The organism is Flavobacterium franklandianum (genome assembly GCF_007097365.1).
Taxonomy (GTDB): domain Bacteria; phylum Bacteroidota; class Bacteroidia; order Flavobacteriales; family Flavobacteriaceae; genus Flavobacterium; species Flavobacterium franklandianum.
The window spans coordinates 110696-126989 of the sequence record NZ_VJZR01000008.1 but is presented as its reverse complement, the minus strand read 5'-3'; the positions used below and the strand labels follow the sequence as shown (position 1 = coordinate 126989).

Below are 16294 nucleotides of genomic sequence, written 5' to 3'. Positions count from 1 at the left end.
AAATCTGCTATCTGGATTTAATTCCACCTGTTTTTGTTAAACTGATTTTTCTTCCAAAACCACATCATCAAGAAACCTGTTATTGCTCCGCCAACGTGTGCAAAATGGGCGATTCCTGTACTTCCTGCTCCAAAAATAGAACTTCCTTTGAATCCTAAAAACAAATCGATAGCTAAAATTCCCGGTACAAAATATTTGGCTTTTATTGGAATAGGTATAAATAACATCGCCAACTCCGCATTAGGAAACATAAAAGCAAAAGCAACCAATAATCCATAAACCGCTCCCGAAGCGCCAAGAACAGGCACTTTTGAAATCATCGAAGCTTGTACAATGGTATTAAATTGTTGTTGTGTGCAATGCACTTTTTCCAGAATAGTGTTAATTTCTCCTGCCATCATTTGTCCTTTTTCGTCAAACAATGAACTATAATCGGCATTCAATAAAAGATGAATTTCAGAAGAAGATAGTTTTAAACTAGCAACATCGGATAATAGAGAATGTATTTCGTAATAATTCATTCCGGTATGCAACAAAGCAGCTCCTAGTCCGCAAGAAATGTAGAAAAACAAGAATTTTTTTCCACCCCAAAAATGTTCCAATGCACTTCCAAAGGAATACAGCGCAAACATATTGAATAATATATGTGCCACATTAGGGAAAGGCGCGTGCATAAACATGTGAGTGATTAGCTGCCACCCTTTGAAATTGTCACTTTCAGGATAATAAAGAGCAAATAAATCATAGGCTACTGGCACAAAATAAGAACCTATAAAAAAGAGAATATTAATTATTAATAGTTGTTTTACAACTGGTGTGATATTCATCATAGTGCAAATTTTTTATCTAAATCTTCAACACGCATTGTGATGAAAGTTGGTTTTTGAAATGGAGAAACATTAGGATCTTTGCAAGCAAAAAGTCCGTTGACCAAGTTTTCCTGTTCTTTTTCGGTTAAATAAGTTCCTGTCTTTACGGCCAAACTTCGGGCCATCGATTTGGCAATGGTATCATTCTGACTAAAACTACTTTCGGGAATTCCGTTATGCAAATCACTCAAAAGTTGTTCCAAAACTATCGAAGCTTCACTTTCGGAAACATTGACAGGTAATCCTGAAATGACCACGCTATCATCGTTGGTTTCTTCAAAAACAAAACCTGTATTGGTCAATGAAGGTTTCAATTCGGAAATTAACTGCATTTCATCATTCGAAAAATACAAATGCAAGGGAAACAACAACTGCTGGCTTGAGGCCAAATGAACCGTAATATTGGTCAGAAATTGTTCATACAAAATACGTTGATGCGCACGTTGTTGATCGACAATTATCATTCCGGATTTTATTGGATTTACGATATATTTTTTGTGAATTTGGTAGGTTTTATGAACCGCTTGTTCTACTTCATCATTGTTGAATAAAGAAGAAGTTACAGTTTCATTTTCGAAAGTCATCGTATCAATTTCCTCAGAATCCTGTTTTAAACCTAAATACAAACTTTCCCAATTTGAAGTCGACTCTGGTCTCCTGTAACTGGAATTCGTATTTGTAAAATGTTTGTTGGGTTTCTCCTCTTCCGAAAAAGGATTAAAACTACCATCCACTTGAATTGTAGGCGTTGCTCCTTCTAAATCTTTGTAATGATAGGGAGTATCCAAATTGGCATCGCGTTCAAAATCCAAAACTGGCGCCACATTAAACTGTCCTAAACTGTGTTTTATCGAAGCTCGCAAAATAGCGTACAAAGCCGACTCATCGTCAAATTTAATCTCCGTTTTAGTGGGATGAATGTTAATATCTATCGTATTTGGTGGCACTTGAAGGTAAATAAAATAACTCGGTTGTGCGCCATCTTTGAGCAAACCATCATAAGCAGCCATTACAGCGTGATGCAAATACCCACTTTTTATAAACCGGTCATTGACAAAGAAGAACTGCTCACCCCGATTTTTTTTAGCAAATTCAGGTTTGCAAACAAAACCTTGTATGTTTACAATCTCCGTTTCTTCATTAACAGGAACCAACTTTTCATTGGTTTTACCCGAAAAAACGTTAACTATGCGTTGCCTCAAACTCGATGGAGGCAAATTGAACATTTCGCTTCCGTTGTGAAAAAAAGTAAAATATATTTTGGGATGAGCCAATGCAACTCTCTGAAATTCATCAATGATATGGCGGTATTCCACCGTATCTGACTTCAAAAAATTGCGACGAGCTGGTATATTAAAAAACAAATTTTTGACTCCAAACGAAGTTCCCTTTGGTAAAACGGCCACATCTTGGGACACAAATTTACTACCTTCGATAACGATATGAGTTCCTAGTTCTTCTTGATCTTGCTTGGTTTTCATTTCAACGTGAGCAATGGCAGCAATCGATGCTAATGCTTCGCCACGAAACCCTTTGGTATGCAATGAAAATAAATCTTCGGCTTGACGAATTTTGGAAGTGGCGTGACGTTCAAAACACATACGTGCATCGGTGACGCTCATTCCTTTTCCGTTATCGATCACTTGAACCAATGATTTCCCAGCGTCTTTTATAATCAATTTGATATCGCTTGCACCAGCATCTACTGCATTTTCGAGCAATTCTTTGACTACCGAAGCAGGTCGCTGAACGACTTCTCCAGCAGCAATTTGATTAGCAACGTGATCGGGAAGCAATTGAATAATACTCGGCATTAAAAAAATGGTTTAAAGTTTAAGGTTTAAGATTTAAACCCAAAGTTCACAAATTTAAGGATTTTCTATTGGGATTACTACCTAAATAAATCATAAAAAAACAAAAAACCTATACCATTAATAGAATAGTATAGGTTTTAAGAATTATAAATTTACTTTTATTCTTCAATCATCGTCAAACCTTCGATTTGCAAAGGTCCTGTGGATAATAACTGGTGATTTTTATGGTGATTAAACGAGGCTTGATGTCTCAAATACGCCATTTTTATAGCGGCAACAGCTGCTTCGGTTCCTTTATTTCCGTGTTTTCCTCCGCTTCTATCAATGGATTGTTGCATCGTATTATCGGTCAAAACGCAAAAAATTACTGGAATATCAGTTTCTACATTCAAGTCTTTTATCCCTTGTGAAACCGCTTCGCACACAAAATCAAAATGTTTGGTTTCCCCCTGAATAACACAACCAATGGCGATTACAGCATCGACATTCTGGGTTTGCAACATTTTTTTCGCCCCATAAATGAGTTCAAAACTCCCGGGAACATTCCATCGAATGATGTGTTCCGATGGCACTTCGTTTTCTAAAAGCCCTTTAACCGCTCCAAAGCAAAGTCCTTCGGTTATGGTGTCGTTCCATTCTGAAACAACAATCCCAAACCGAAAATTTTTCGCGTCTGGGATTGTGTTTTTATCGTATTCAGATAAATTTTTATTTATAGTTGCCATCTTATTTAAGATTGCAGATTGCAGATTGCAGATTGCAGAAAAACTGTCCTCTGGAAACTGCCCTCTGGATTTATTGTGCTAATCCAATTAATACATCAATTGTAGCTGCTTCTGGAGAAGCATCAAAATTGTCTTTAATATCGGTAAAATATTTCAACGCTTCTTCTTTATTTCCTAAAGCCAATGCTGTTTTTCCTGCTTTCAACAAGAAACGTGGCGTGGTAAAATCATTTTTATTAGATTCTGCTGCTTTTACATAATTTTCTAAAGCTTCTTTTGGCTGATTTTTTTGAGAATATGCGTCTCCTATTGCTCCTTGTGCCATAGCACCCAAAATCATATCTTCAGATTTGAATTTTCCTAAATACTCAATCGCTTCAGTATATTTTCCAGTGTTTAAATACGCAACACCTGCATAATAATTAGCCAAATTTCCAGCATCTGTTCCTGAATATTCGTCCGCAATTTTTATAAATCCAAATTTACCTTCAGAACCATTCAATGACAATTTATATAACGAATCGCTAGCAACTCCTTGAGTTGCTTTGTCAAAATTTTGTTGTGCAACAAACATTTCGGTTGCGGCCTCATCTTGTTTTGGTGCAGCAACAAATTTTTGATAGGCCAAATATCCAACAGTAAATATGGCAATAGCACCAACAAATCCAATAATAATTTTTTGATTTTTGGCTACAAAATCTTCAGTTTTTGATGCCGTAGCATCCAATGTAGAGAAAACTTCAGCAGTTGTACTATTTTTTTCTAATACAGAGATATCTTCTGTTACTTCGTTAACTTCTTTTTCTTTTACTGGTTTATATCCTCTTTTATTATAAGTAGCCATTTAAATTTTAATTTAGTGAGCCGCAAAAATAAAATTTTTATTCGTATCGTCATAAAAAAATTGGGTTTATATTTAAATAAAATTACATTATCCTTTATTTAAGTGTTCCTTTCTTTGCGGTTGAAAAATATTTAGCATTTGAAAATGTCTAAAAGTAATTTTTATCGATATTTTTCAATAATTTGCACCCTCTTAAAAGACCATCTTAAAGCGCTAAATTTTCTATTCCAGCAAGACCCAAAATGTATTTAAAAAAAATTTCATTATTCAATTACAAAAATTTTTCGGAAGCAGATTTCGAATTTGTGGGCAAAATAAATTGTTTTGTCGGCAAAAACGGAATTGGAAAAACCAATGTTCTGGATGCAATTTACCATTTGTCTTACGGAAAAAGTTATTTCAATCCGCTAGCTGTTCAAAATATCAAACACGGAGAAGAATTTTTTGTCATCGATGGCGAATTTGAAATCAACGATAGAAACGAACAAATCATTTGCAGTCTCAAAAAAGGACAGAAAAAAATATTGAAACGCAACGGAAAAATCTATGATAAATTTTCGGAACACGTTGGCTTCATCCCTCTGGTAATTATTTCTCCTGCCGACCGAGATTTAATTGTAGAGGGCAGCGAAACACGCCGTAAATTTATGGACAGCGTTATTTCGCAATTGGATTCTCAATACCTGAAACAACTCATTCAATACCAAAAAGTGATGAGTCAACGCAATGCATTGTTGAAATATTTTGCATTGAATTTTGTTTTCGACAACGACACACTTTCTATTTATAATGAACAACTCGACGCTTTTGGGAAATATATTTTTGAAAAACGGAAAAACTTTATCGAACAATTCATTCCTATTTTCAATACACATCATCAAGGCATTACGGATTCTCAGGAAACGGTTCAGTTGGTGTACGAAAGTCATTTATTTGAAAATGATTTGTTGACACTTTTACAAGAAAATATCAACAAAGACAGGGCTTTGCATTATACCAGTGTTGGAATTCACAAGGACGATTTATCATTTGAAATTGATAATTATCCTATTAAGAAATTTGGATCGCAAGGCCAACAAAAATCTTTTTTGATTGCATTAAAGCTAGCACAATTTGAATTTCTAAAAACACAAAGCGGTTTGAAACCCATTTTATTATTCGATGACATTTTCGACAAATTAGACGAAAGCCGAGTAGCCAAAATTGTTGAAATGGTAAACAGTGATACTTTTGGTCAGCTATTTATTTCGGACACACATCCTGAACGGACAGAAAAAATTGTCAAATCGACCCATCAAACGTATAAAATTTTCAATCTGTAAATTCCAAATATTTTAACTTTTAGATTCAAAATCTGAGAAAGAAATTACTTATTTTAGCCTCTTTAATATTAAATTCAAACTAATATGAAGTTTCGTTCCCTTTTCGTTTTTCTGTTCACATTTAGCACGATTTTATCTTGCAACAGTCAACCTACGAAAAATATCGAAACTATTGCCGCTGAGACTTTCGCCAAAAAAATAAAGGAGACTCCAAAACCTCAGATTTTAGACGTAAGAACTCCCGAAGAATTTGATTCGGAACATATTGACAATGCCATAAACATAAATTGGCTTAGCAATGATTTTGCCACAAATATTAAAAAAATAGACAAATCAAAACCCGTTTTCCTCTATTGCAAAAGCGGTGGAAGAAGCGCCAAAGCCGCAGCAAAATTAGAAGAATTAGGATTCAAAAAAATCTACAACCTAGAAGGCGGAATGATGAAATGGAATGCAACTGGTTTATCAAAACCAAGCGATCAAATCATTGGAATTTCCAGACATGAATATGCAGAATTATTAAACACAGATAAAAAAGTATTAGTTGATTTTTATGCCAAATGGTGTGCTCCTTGCAAAAAAATGGCTCCTTATCTCCTGAAAATGCAAAAAGAGATGGCAGACAAAGTGGTTATCATCCGTTTAGATGCAGATGAAAATAAAACTTTGATAAAAGAAATGAAAATCGAGGAACTACCTGCCCTCCTTTTATATGAAAACAAGGAATTGAAATGGAAAAATTCTGGTTTTATTAGTGAAGAAAATTTAAAAAAACAACTGCAATAATCTAAAAAATGCTTTCAAAAGACAGTTTACAGTTTCTTGATGATTTAAAAGCCAATAACAATCGAGATTGGTTTTTGGATAATAAAAAACGTTATGAAGTTTTCAAAAAAGACTATCAACAATTAGTTGGTGATTTTCTGGATGCGATGAAACCACTCGACCCTTCGCTTGAAATGCTTGAAATAAAAAATTGTACTTTTAGAATCAATCGTGACATCCGATTTTCGAAAGACAAATCACCTTACAAAGACCATATTGGCGTTTGGTTATCGAGTGGTGCGAAAGGAAAAAACCGTTCTGGTTATTATGTTCACATTGCCCGAGCAGGTAGTTTCATTGCCGGAGGATTCTACTGTCCCGAAGCCGATGATTTGAAAAAAGTGCGCAAAGAAATTGCTTATTTCTACGAAGATTTAGAGGAAATTATCAAAAATAAAAGTTTCAAAAAAGAGTATACTGATTTTGATAGAAACGAAAAAAACTTATTAAAAAATCCGCCCAGAGGATACGAAAAAGACCATCCTGCCATAGAATTCCTTAAATTAAAAAGTTTCGAAACTTCTCAGAAATTCGACATTAATGAAGTTACCGATGAAGATTTTGTATCCAAAATGACCAAAAAATTAATTGTCTTGAAACCTCTGAACGATTTTATCAATCGAGCCTTAACCTCAGAAGAATAATACAATACATGGCAAAAAGAAAAAAAATACTTTTTCTCGGAGAAACTTACAGAGCTGACGCTATAACGTGGATGAATGGTCTGAAAGAATTTGGCGATTTTGAAATTGTCACTTGGGAATTAAAAACACCAAACCATAGTTTTTTCAACCGTTCTTTTAGAATTTTAGAGTATTGTACAGGACTTTTCCAAATTAAGAAACTGATAAAATTGCAGCAACCCGATATGGTCATTGCCGAAAGAACCACAAGTTACGGTTTTCTTGCTGCATTATCGGGCGTAAAACCTGTGGCGATTGCACAACAAGGCAGAACCGATTTGTGGCCCGAAAAATCCTTTTTGTTGCCACTCAAAAAAATTATCCAAAATTACGCTTTCGAAAAAGCCGACTTGATTCACGCTTGGGGACCTGTAATGACCGTTTCGATGCGAGTTGCCAATGTCGATATGAAAAAGGTGTTGGTTTTGCCAAAAGGAATTGATTTGAAGCAATTTAAAAACACTAAAAACACTTCCTCTGAAAAATTAAGGGCTATTGTAACTCGTTCGCTAATGCCGGAATACCGCCACGATGTAATTCTAAAAGCCTTTTGGATTTTAAACCAAAGAGGAATTGATTTTGAATTGACTATTGTTGGAGATGGAAAATTGCTACCGCAGTTAAGAGAATTAGCAACGAAAATGAATATAGAAAACAAGGTGAATTTTACGGGTCAAATTCCAAATACAAAAATACCAGAGCTGTTACAGCAAGCTAATTTTTATATCAGTATGCCCATAACTGAAGGCGTTTCTGCGTCTTTATTTGAAGCTATGGCTTCTAATTGTTACCCCGTTGTGACCGACATTCCAGGAAATCAAAGTTGGATCAAACACCGCGAAAATGGTCAATTGATACCCATTGATGATACTGAAATGCTAGCCAATGAACTTCTTTGGGCATTCGAAAATAAGGACTATCAAATCGCTGCCGTTTTAAAAAACAGAAAATTTGTGGAAGATAATGCAAATTACATAACCAATATGAAAATTATTGCAACCAAGTATCACGAATTAATTAACACATTAAAAAACAATTAATTATGTGTGGAATTAATGGAATATTGCATTTGCAAACACAAAAAAAGATAGACGAGCACCTTTTGAAAAAAATGCGTGATTCACTCGAACATCGCGGACCCGACGACAAAGGGTTATTTATCGAAAAAAATATTGGTTTAGGCCACCGAAGACTTTCTATTTTAGATGTTTCTGCGGCTGGACACCAACCGTTTTTTTCGGATGACGGTCGTTACGTGATGGTTTATAATGGCGAAATATACAATTTCAAAGACTTTTATCCCGAACTGAAAAACAACGGATTTGACCCCAAAACCAGTTCCGATACGGAAGTTTTAATACAGTTATTCCAACTTCATGGTTTGAAAATGCTAAATCGCCTCAACGGAATGTTTGCCTTTGTGATTTGGGATAAAAAAGAACGAAAACTAATAGCTGTTCGTGACAGAATGGGTGTGAAACCTTTGTATTATTCATTTTACAACGAAACCTTCTATTTTGCTTCTGAACAAAAAGCGCTTTTTACAGCTGGAGTTCCACTAAAAATAGCGAAAGACGGAATGGAAGAATATATTTTCAACCGGTTTGTAGCTGGAGAAAATACGTTGTATGAGAATATTAAAAAAATTCTTCCCGGACACATTTTGACAATTCACGAAAGCGGAAAAACAACCAATGAAAAATGGTGGGATTTGAAAGCTGAAATCCAAAATCAACCCAAAATACAAAATCCAGTAGAATGGTTTCGAGAAACTTTTGACGATTCTATAAAACTACGAATGGTGAGCGATGTTCCTGTGGGCGTTTTATTGAGTGGCGGACTTGATTCCTCCTCGATTTTGGCTTCGCTAAACCACCAAAATTTCAAGGATATACAAACATTCAACATTGGTTTTAAAGAAAAAGAGCATAATGAATCACACTTGGCCAAAATGATGTCGGATAAATTTGGTTATGGATTTCACACGATGCAATTAGAAGACAATGCTCTTTTCGAAAAGCTAGTCAGTTCCACTTATTTTCAAGACGAACCTATTATGCACTTGAGCGAACCACATATTTTGGCGCTTTCGCAAATGGCAAAACCATCGGTAAAAGTGTTGCTTTCCGGCGAAGGTGCCGATGAATTGATGGGCGGTTACGTGCGATACAAAGCATTAAAATACCCTTCATTGCTCAGTACAATTGCAACAATTGGTCATATGGATTATTTCACAACCAGACCTCGATACGAAAAACTGGCTCGGTATTCGCAAATAAATAAGCCGGATGATTTAGTACTTTATAACAGTTGCAATATTTATCCTAATGACATTGCTATGACTTTTGGGATTACTAATCCTCCGAAAAATGAGTACAGAAATCAAATTTTAGCAGACGCAAAATCATTGTATCCCAATAATCTGAGAAGACAAGCACTTTTTTTCGACCAGCACACTTATTTATGCTCGCTACTCGACCGAAATGACCGTTGCACAATGGGAGCTTCTATCGAATGTAGGGAACCATTTTTAGACCAAAGACTCATTGCGGGATTAGGTTCATTAGAAGACAAATGGCTTTTTACGGGCAAGAAATGGAAATTTATTTTGAAATCGGCGATGGCATCTCGTTTGCCTGAAGAAATTCTGAATTTCAAAAAAGTAGGATTGAGCGTTCCTTGGGGAGATTACTTAATCAAAAGTCCCGGATTCATCGAAGAACTGGAATCCTTTTCGAAAAGTGATTTGTTCAAGATGCCGTATTTCGAAAATATTGACGTCAAAAAGCTCGTACAAAATTTACAAAAAGGGGAAACCAAGATGATTCCTTACATTATGCCTCTATTTATGATGTATATTTGGCAAAAAACATACACTAATAAATTTTAATTCGTATTTTTGTTAACCCAAGTTTGCCTAATTTAACAAAAAATCGAATGAGTGTATTCAATTTTAAACCCACAAAAAGTCAAATTGAAATTTTTGAACACCATGTTGCAGAAATTTTAAAGATTGATTTCCCAGAAATTAGGGAAGCGTTAGAATTATCATCAAAAATTTATTCTATACAATTTTCTAAAAAACCTAGCGGAATATGTTTGTCACGTGCTTTTAATGAGGAAATTCTTCGATCGCAAAAAAACAATTTCGATTTGTATGGACTGAAAGTATTCAATAAAAAACGTAAAGAATATGAAGATATAACTTTATTTTTTAGAGATAACTTACTGTCGCTTATTGAAATAGAAAAACCTGAAAAATTTCACAAAACCTATGATTACACTAAAATGCAAATTGGTGAACTTAAAACAAAACCAATTTCTTTTGAAAATCTAGACACAAAAATTGCTCGGGATATTCTGAAAAACGTATCAAAAGACAAATTAAATCAATTAGAAATAGAAGATGCTATAGAAATTGAATGTAATGATAATTTCTACTATACGATTTTGAATATGGAAAATGGAAATTACATAGCTGTTGATAAAAATGAAAAAGTGTATCGACTAAATCACGAACATTTAGAAAAAGTTAAAAAAATTTCAAACAATATTGATGACTTTTTTGATTTATACAATGGGAGCAAATCAAATTTGATTGAACTATTGTATAAACAAACAAAAACGCATTCCCTTTATGGAAATACAAACTAATTTTTCTTTAAAAAATTACAATACTTTTGGCATTGAAGCCAAAGCAAAACAATTCGTTGCTGTTCACAATACCACAGAATTAAGAACCATTTTAGAACAAAACAAATCCAAAAAAAAGTTTGTTTTGGGTGGAGGAAGCAATATGCTTTTGACCCAAGACCTTGACGCATTGGTGATTCACGTTGATTTGAAAGGCAAAAAAATCATCAAGAAAAACGACGATTTTGTTTGGGTCCAAAGTCAAGCCGGCGAAAACTGGCACAAATTTGTGCTTTGGACCATCGATCAAAACTTGGGTGGATTGGAAAATATGTCCTTAATTCCGGGGAATGTGGGCACGACTCCAGTACAAAACATTGGTGCTTATGGCACAGAAATCAAAGACACTTTCGATTCTTGCGAAGCAATGACAATCGAAAATCTAGAAATGAGAACCTTTACCAAAGCAGAATGTCATTTTGATTACAGAGAAAGTGTTTTCAAAAACGAAGCAAAAGACCAATACATTATTACTTCGGTGGTTTTCAAACTGACGAAACGCAACCATAAAATCAACATTTCGTATGGTGACATTAGTGGTGAATTGTCCAATAACAACATCACAAATCCAACTTTAAAAGAAGTGAGCAATGCTGTGATTGCCATTCGACAAAGCAAATTACCCGACCCAAAAGAATTGGGAAATAGCGGCAGTTTCTTTAAAAACCCAATCCTTTTAAAATCTGATTTCGAGAAAATTCATCAGCAATTTCCAGAAATGAAATACTATGAAATTTCTGAAACCGAAGTCAAAGTTCCCGCGGGTTGGCTCATAGAGCAAGCTGGTTTCAAGGGAAAACGTTTTGGTGATGCAGGAATTCACAAGAACCAAGCCTTAGTATTAGTAAATTATGGTAACGCAACGGGGCAGGAAATTCTGGATCTTTCAAAAACTATTCAAAACACAATTTATAAGACTTTCGGAATTCATATAGAAGCTGAAGTGAACGTAATTTAAGGTCAAAATTTTAGATTTTTGAATAGTTCTACTGTAAATGTTTTGAACATTTTTTTTAAACTATTAAGGAAATTAAGGAGGTTAAGAACACTGCAAATCTTAATTTTCTTAATGGTTTAAATGTTTTGTCTCTTACACAAATACCTTTATAACCTTTTGAATAAATAATCCGGAAACTAATTGCCGTGTATCGATGGTTTATTGATAATTGATAATTACCTTTGTACCCATTCTAAAAGAAGCCAAGCCTATATGTTACTCATTACTTTATACTTATTTATTGTTGTTATTGCCGTTCAACTTGCTTATTATCTGATTGTTTTTGGAAAATTTGCTTTCGCCAAACTTCAGAAATCAAATCCAAAAAGAATCTCTATTTCTGTTATTGTTTGCGCCAAAAATGAGGGCGAAAATGTGGCGAAATATATACCATTACTTGCCGAACAGGAGTATCCCGATTATGAAATCATCTTGATTGATGATGCTTCGAGTGACAATACTTTGGATATTTTTGAAGAATTCGAAAAACAATATTCCAATGTGAGATTGGTAAAAGTAAAAAACAACGAAGCCTTTTGGGGAAACAAAAAATATGCGCTGACCCTAGGCATAAAAGCTTCTAAAAAAGACTATTTGCTTTTCACGGATGCCGATTGTTATCCTGCTTCAAAAGATTGGATTACCACTATGAGTTCGCAATTTACGATGCAAAAAACAATCGTTTTGGGGTACGGAGGGTATGAAAAAGTGGCCAATTCTTTCTTGAACAAAATCATTCGTTTTGAAACACTATTAACCGCAGTTCAATACTTTTCTTGGGCAAAAATAGGAAAACCATATATGGGAATTGGTCGCAATTTGGCCTATAAAAAAGACGAGTTTTTCAATGTAAACGGTTTTATTAGTCACATTCAGGTTCGTTCAGGAGATGATGATTTATTCATCAACCAAGTAGCAACAAAAAAAAATACAGCGATTTGCTATTCACCAGACAGTTTCACTTTTTCTGAGCCAAAAATAAAATTCAAAGATTGGTTTACACAAAAAAGAAGGCACGTTTCTACTGCACAATTGTACAAACCTTTTGACAAAATTCAATTAGGACTTTTTTATGTTTCGCAGTTGTTATTTTTGATTTTATCCTTGGTTTTATTGGCGTTCCAGTACCAATGGATTATCGTTTTAAGCTTGGTAGGGTTCCGTTATTTATTCACTTGGATCACCTTAGGATTTTCGGCAGGAAAATTAAAAGAAAAAGATGTGATGTATTGGTTTCCAATTATTGAAATAGTTCTTATCTTCACACAATTGAATATCTTCATTACCAATCTTTTTTCAAAACCAGTACATTGGAAATAAATCTACAGATAGAAAAAGCGAAAAAGGGCGATCAAGTAGCCTTCACTTTTCTATTGGATTATTACTGGAATGAGGTCTATGGTTTTATGCTCAAACGCACCGAAAACGAAACCAACGCCGAAGATATTACCATTGAAACTTTCTCTAAAGCTTTTGATAAAATTGCGCTTTACAATCCTGAATTTCAGTTCAATACTTGGCTGATTGCTATTGCCAAAAATGTCCACATTGATTTATTACGCAAAAAGAAAACGAGTCTTTTTATCGAAATCACCGATGACGAAGACCAGCAAGCTTACAACATTGCCGACACTACTCCATCGGCGGAAGATGAATTGATTACCGAGCAAAATCTTTCGCAGTTACTGCAATTCATCAAAGAACTCAAACCACATTATCAGGAAGTAATACAGCTGCGTTATTTTCAGGAAATGAGTTATCAGGAAATTGCTAACAAAATTGACGAACCCCTAAGCAACGTCAAAATAAAACTACTTCGCGCCAAGAAATTATTGGCCGAAATTATTCAGGATAAGCGGTAGTTTTTTTTGGGCAAGCTTACGCAAAAAAACATCTTGCTCCTTTGCGGTGAAAAAACAAAACAAACACCGCAATTTTGCCGTAAATAAATTCTACATCAAAAGTCCATTTGATGATTTGTAATAAAATTATTATTTATATATTTGATATGAAAAATAAATATGATGCAGGTCATACATATCTACCAAAATTTGGTGGCTTTGTATGGTTTTGTCATACATATATATAAGTTACCAGCAATTTTAAAACCCCTATAAAAATGAAACATCTGCTTTTTATATTACTGTTTTCAACATTTGTAAACGCCCAGAAGAAACCTCAAGAGATAAAACTTGAAGGCAAATACAGAATGGAATATGAAGCTCAATATACTTCAGAAAATTGCGTAATTAAAATAAAAGACAAGTTATATAAAAAAAAACTTAGTAATGGGCCAAAGAGAAAAGACAAAATAGAAGAGCAAAACTAAAATTCGGTAAACTATATATAATAAAAGATAATGGTTTGGAATTAGAAGTGGAAATGGACGGAGAAACTTATAAACTTTTTGATACAATTTATTTTCGCACGAGAAAAGTATATGAAAAATATGAAGATGCGATGACTATTTATGGTGCAAAACTTATTAAAATAAAATAAAACAGCCGCCAACAGCTGGAGATTCGTTGCGTGCGCAGCACGAACAATGAAACTCCTGTTGAACGGAACCGGAGTACCTGCCGTCAACACTATGCACTTATCGTAAAGATTTAAGAGAGAGATACAAGAGGTAAGCGAACCTCTTTTTTTTTGGAGTGATTCCAAAGTCGTTTTGTAGTGTTTTCTTTCACTTTTGGGCATAAAATAACTTACCCTTAAATTAGCTTTTACAGAAATTGGAACTTTGGCTATCGCCAAGATACCAAGCTGGCGAACCGCGCTGATCAAAAACCGCTATCCGGTGCAAATTACCTGTTTTATAACACGTGCATTTGGGTAAGAAAGGCTTCTTTTTCTATTCTTCGAGAACTGCGAATGCCCTTTAAATAGTCATATAGATAGATTTTTAGAAAAACTTTGGTATAAATACTCAGACGACCTTCAGCTTTTACTACTCTTGGAGTAAATCCTGTTTTTTTTAAATCTATACTGTTAACAAATGCATCGATAAATCGAACCGGATTGTCCTGGCTGATGGTGTCTTCTAGACTGCTAAGCTAAAGTTGATTGCGAGATATTCCTTGGATGTGTTGCATCACTAAATACACAAAATCTTTATTTTTCTTACAAGTATTTTAGTATATTTGTTGTAAGGATTGTAGAAATTTTTTCACAATCTGACGTTGTATGCTACTTTACGAACGACCTTAAACTTTAAATAAAATAAAAACTATTATGAAACATTTAAAAAGATATTTTTTTGCCGCTTTCCTGCTAACAGTATGGTGTAATTCATATTCACAACAACCCGCAGTCAAAATCGGCACTCCCAAAAATGTACCTGTTATTGAATTACAAGGAAACGGTTATCAACGAGGCTTACAACACGGCAAATTAATGAAAACTGAAATTGCTGAGCTATTCAAAAAGTGGAAAAAAGACATTGAAACTAACACAAAGCAAAATGCCGACACCCTAATTGACAATTTTTTCCATAGTACCAATTTTGAACCCGCTATCAAAAAATGGACACCAGAAATATATGATGAAATAAAGGGAATTGCTGAAAGTTCTGGTCAAACTTTTAAAGATGTTTATTGCTTTCAAATGGCCGACGAATTTTGGGTTTATCTTGATAAAATCGAAAACAAGGAAGCAAACCATTGCAGTGGCTTAGGTGTTGCCGCTAAGGGTTCAAACCCCACTTACATTGCTCAAAATTTAGATGCCGAGTCTTTTATGAATGGAAGCCAGGTTTTACTGCACATTAAAGCCTACAAAAATGAGCCAGAGCAGTATGTCTTAAGCTCAGCAGGCTGTGTGGGTATGAATGGGATGAATTCAAATGGAATTGGAGTGACTGTTAATACGCTAATGGAATTGAATGCAAGTACAGACGGTTTACCAGTTGCCTGCGTGGTTAGAGGAATACTATTAAAAAAGGACAAGAAAAGTGCCCTAGATTTTTTACAAAAAGTGAAGCATGCCTCTGGACAAAATTATATCATTGGCGCTGGCGACAATGTGTATGACTTTGAAGCTTCCGCAAATAAAGTGGTTCGTTTTATACCCCTTGCAAATAATCCGTCGGTTGTTTATCATACCAATCACACCATGAGTAATGATGATATAAAGCCTTGGTATAAAGAATTTAATAGAAAAATATTATCCGGAGAAACTGATGGCTATGGTAGTGTTACTCGTTTTACAGCAATAAAAAATAGGCTTGACATCAGCAATAAAGATTTTTCAGACAACACGATAAAAGAAACATTGAGTTCCAAAGACAGTGAAAAATATCCTGTTTGTATCGCTTATCAAAGTGACAAAGACCTGTTCACTTTTTGCTCTGTTATTTATACTTTAGGAAAAAATCCGACCGTGCAGCTAACAAATGGTTCGCCAGACCAGTCAGAATATGTTTTACACAAATTCACATCGAACAAATAGAGAAAAAGCAGCGTACAACAGTTTGAGTTTCGTCGCTTGCGCAGCACGAACAATGAAACTCTGGTTGAACGGA

Annotated in this window: 16 protein-coding genes and 1 pseudogene; 12 read left to right on the top strand and 5 right to left on the bottom strand. The window is 34.6% G+C overall.

Annotated elements, in window-relative coordinates; genetic code table 11:
- Window positions 1–17: 17 nt before the first annotated feature.
- The 4 genes from FNW17_RS10510 to FNW17_RS10495 form a co-directional block, all read right to left on the bottom strand.
- On the bottom strand, window positions 18–830 hold the full coding sequence (locus tag FNW17_RS10510) for a rhomboid family intramembrane serine protease (protein WP_143390536.1): 813 nt from the start codon (window positions 828–830) through the stop codon (window positions 18–20).
- On the bottom strand, window positions 827–2683 hold the full coding sequence (gene mutL / locus FNW17_RS10505) for a DNA mismatch repair endonuclease MutL (protein ID WP_144071614.1): 1857 nt from the start codon (window positions 2681–2683) through the stop codon (window positions 827–829). Before mutL ends, FNW17_RS10510 begins: the two co-directional genes overlap by 4 nt.
- A 158-nt stretch (window positions 2684–2841) precedes the next feature.
- Entirely contained in the window at window positions 2842–3408 is a 567-nt protein-coding gene (ribH, locus tag FNW17_RS10500) for a 6,7-dimethyl-8-ribityllumazine synthase (RefSeq protein WP_143390538.1), read from the bottom strand.
- Between the two features lie 70 nt (window positions 3409–3478).
- Window positions 3479–4252, bottom strand: coding sequence for a tetratricopeptide repeat protein (locus FNW17_RS10495; protein ID WP_144071613.1), 774 nt, complete (start codon window positions 4250–4252; stop codon window positions 3479–3481).
- A 242-nt stretch (window positions 4253–4494) separates the two neighbouring features.
- Between FNW17_RS10495 and recF the strand changes: the two genes are divergently transcribed.
- The 11 genes from recF (at window position 4495) to FNW17_RS16665 (ending at window position 14271) form a co-directional block, all read left to right on the top strand.
- Window positions 4495–5574: a DNA replication/repair protein RecF gene (recF, locus tag FNW17_RS10490; RefSeq protein WP_143390540.1), complete on the top strand. Its 1080-nt coding sequence runs from the start codon at window positions 4495–4497 to the stop codon at window positions 5572–5574.
- Window positions 5575–5658: 84 nt separating this feature from the next.
- A complete protein-coding gene (locus tag FNW17_RS10485) occupies window positions 5659–6360 on the top strand; it encodes a rhodanese-like domain-containing protein (RefSeq protein WP_144071612.1) in 702 nt (233 codons plus the stop codon).
- Between the two features lie 8 nt (window positions 6361–6368).
- Window positions 6369–7043 carry a DUF2461 domain-containing protein gene (locus FNW17_RS10480; protein WP_143390542.1) on the top strand — a complete coding sequence of 225 codons (675 nt, stop codon included), beginning with the start codon at window positions 6369–6371 and terminating at the stop codon, window positions 7041–7043.
- Window positions 7044–7051: 8 nt separating this feature from the next.
- Window positions 7052–8122, top strand: coding sequence for a glycosyltransferase family 4 protein (locus tag FNW17_RS10475; protein ID WP_144071611.1), 1071 nt, complete (start codon window positions 7052–7054; stop codon window positions 8120–8122).
- 2 nt (window positions 8123–8124) lie between these two features.
- Complete coding sequence (gene asnB / locus FNW17_RS10470; protein ID WP_144071610.1) at window positions 8125–9972, top strand: asparagine synthase (glutamine-hydrolyzing); 1848 nt, start codon at window positions 8125–8127, stop codon at window positions 9970–9972.
- Window positions 9973–10019: 47 nt separating this feature from the next.
- A complete protein-coding gene (locus FNW17_RS10465) occupies window positions 10020–10736 on the top strand; it encodes a hypothetical protein (protein WP_143390545.1) in 717 nt (238 codons plus the stop codon).
- The gene (gene murB, locus FNW17_RS10460; protein WP_144071609.1) at window positions 10720–11733 is read left to right on the top strand and encodes a UDP-N-acetylmuramate dehydrogenase; all 1014 of its coding nucleotides are present in this window, start codon (window positions 10720–10722) and stop codon (window positions 11731–11733) included. The genes FNW17_RS10465 and murB overlap by 17 nt, the downstream gene beginning before the upstream one ends.
- 252 nt (window positions 11734–11985) lie before the next feature.
- On the top strand, window positions 11986–13092 hold the full coding sequence (locus FNW17_RS10455) for a glycosyltransferase (RefSeq protein WP_144071608.1): 1107 nt from the start codon (window positions 11986–11988) through the stop codon (window positions 13090–13092).
- The gene (locus FNW17_RS10450; RefSeq protein WP_143390548.1) at window positions 13083–13634 is read left to right on the top strand and encodes an RNA polymerase sigma factor; all 552 of its coding nucleotides are present in this window, start codon (window positions 13083–13085) and stop codon (window positions 13632–13634) included. Before FNW17_RS10455 ends, FNW17_RS10450 begins: the two co-directional genes overlap by 10 nt.
- Before the next feature lie 257 nt (window positions 13635–13891).
- The gene (locus FNW17_RS10445) at window positions 13892–14101 is read left to right on the top strand and encodes a hypothetical protein (protein WP_144071607.1); all 210 of its coding nucleotides are present in this window, start codon (window positions 13892–13894) and stop codon (window positions 14099–14101) included.
- Between the two features lie 35 nt (window positions 14102–14136).
- Entirely contained in the window at window positions 14137–14271 is a 135-nt protein-coding gene (locus FNW17_RS16665) for a hypothetical protein (RefSeq protein WP_262710852.1), read from the top strand.
- A gap of 220 nt (window positions 14272–14491) precedes the next feature.
- Here the strand turns inward: FNW17_RS16665 and FNW17_RS16835 are convergent.
- Window positions 14492–14626 (bottom strand): annotated as a pseudogene (locus tag FNW17_RS16835) (IS91 family transposase); the annotation flags it as partial.
- A 380-nt stretch (window positions 14627–15006) separates the two neighbouring features.
- Here FNW17_RS16835 and FNW17_RS10435 point away from each other — a divergent pair.
- Entirely contained in the window at window positions 15007–16221 is a 1215-nt protein-coding gene (locus tag FNW17_RS10435) for a C45 family autoproteolytic acyltransferase/hydolase (RefSeq protein ID WP_144071606.1), read from the top strand.
- The last annotated feature ends 73 nt before the right edge of the window (window positions 16222–16294 follow it).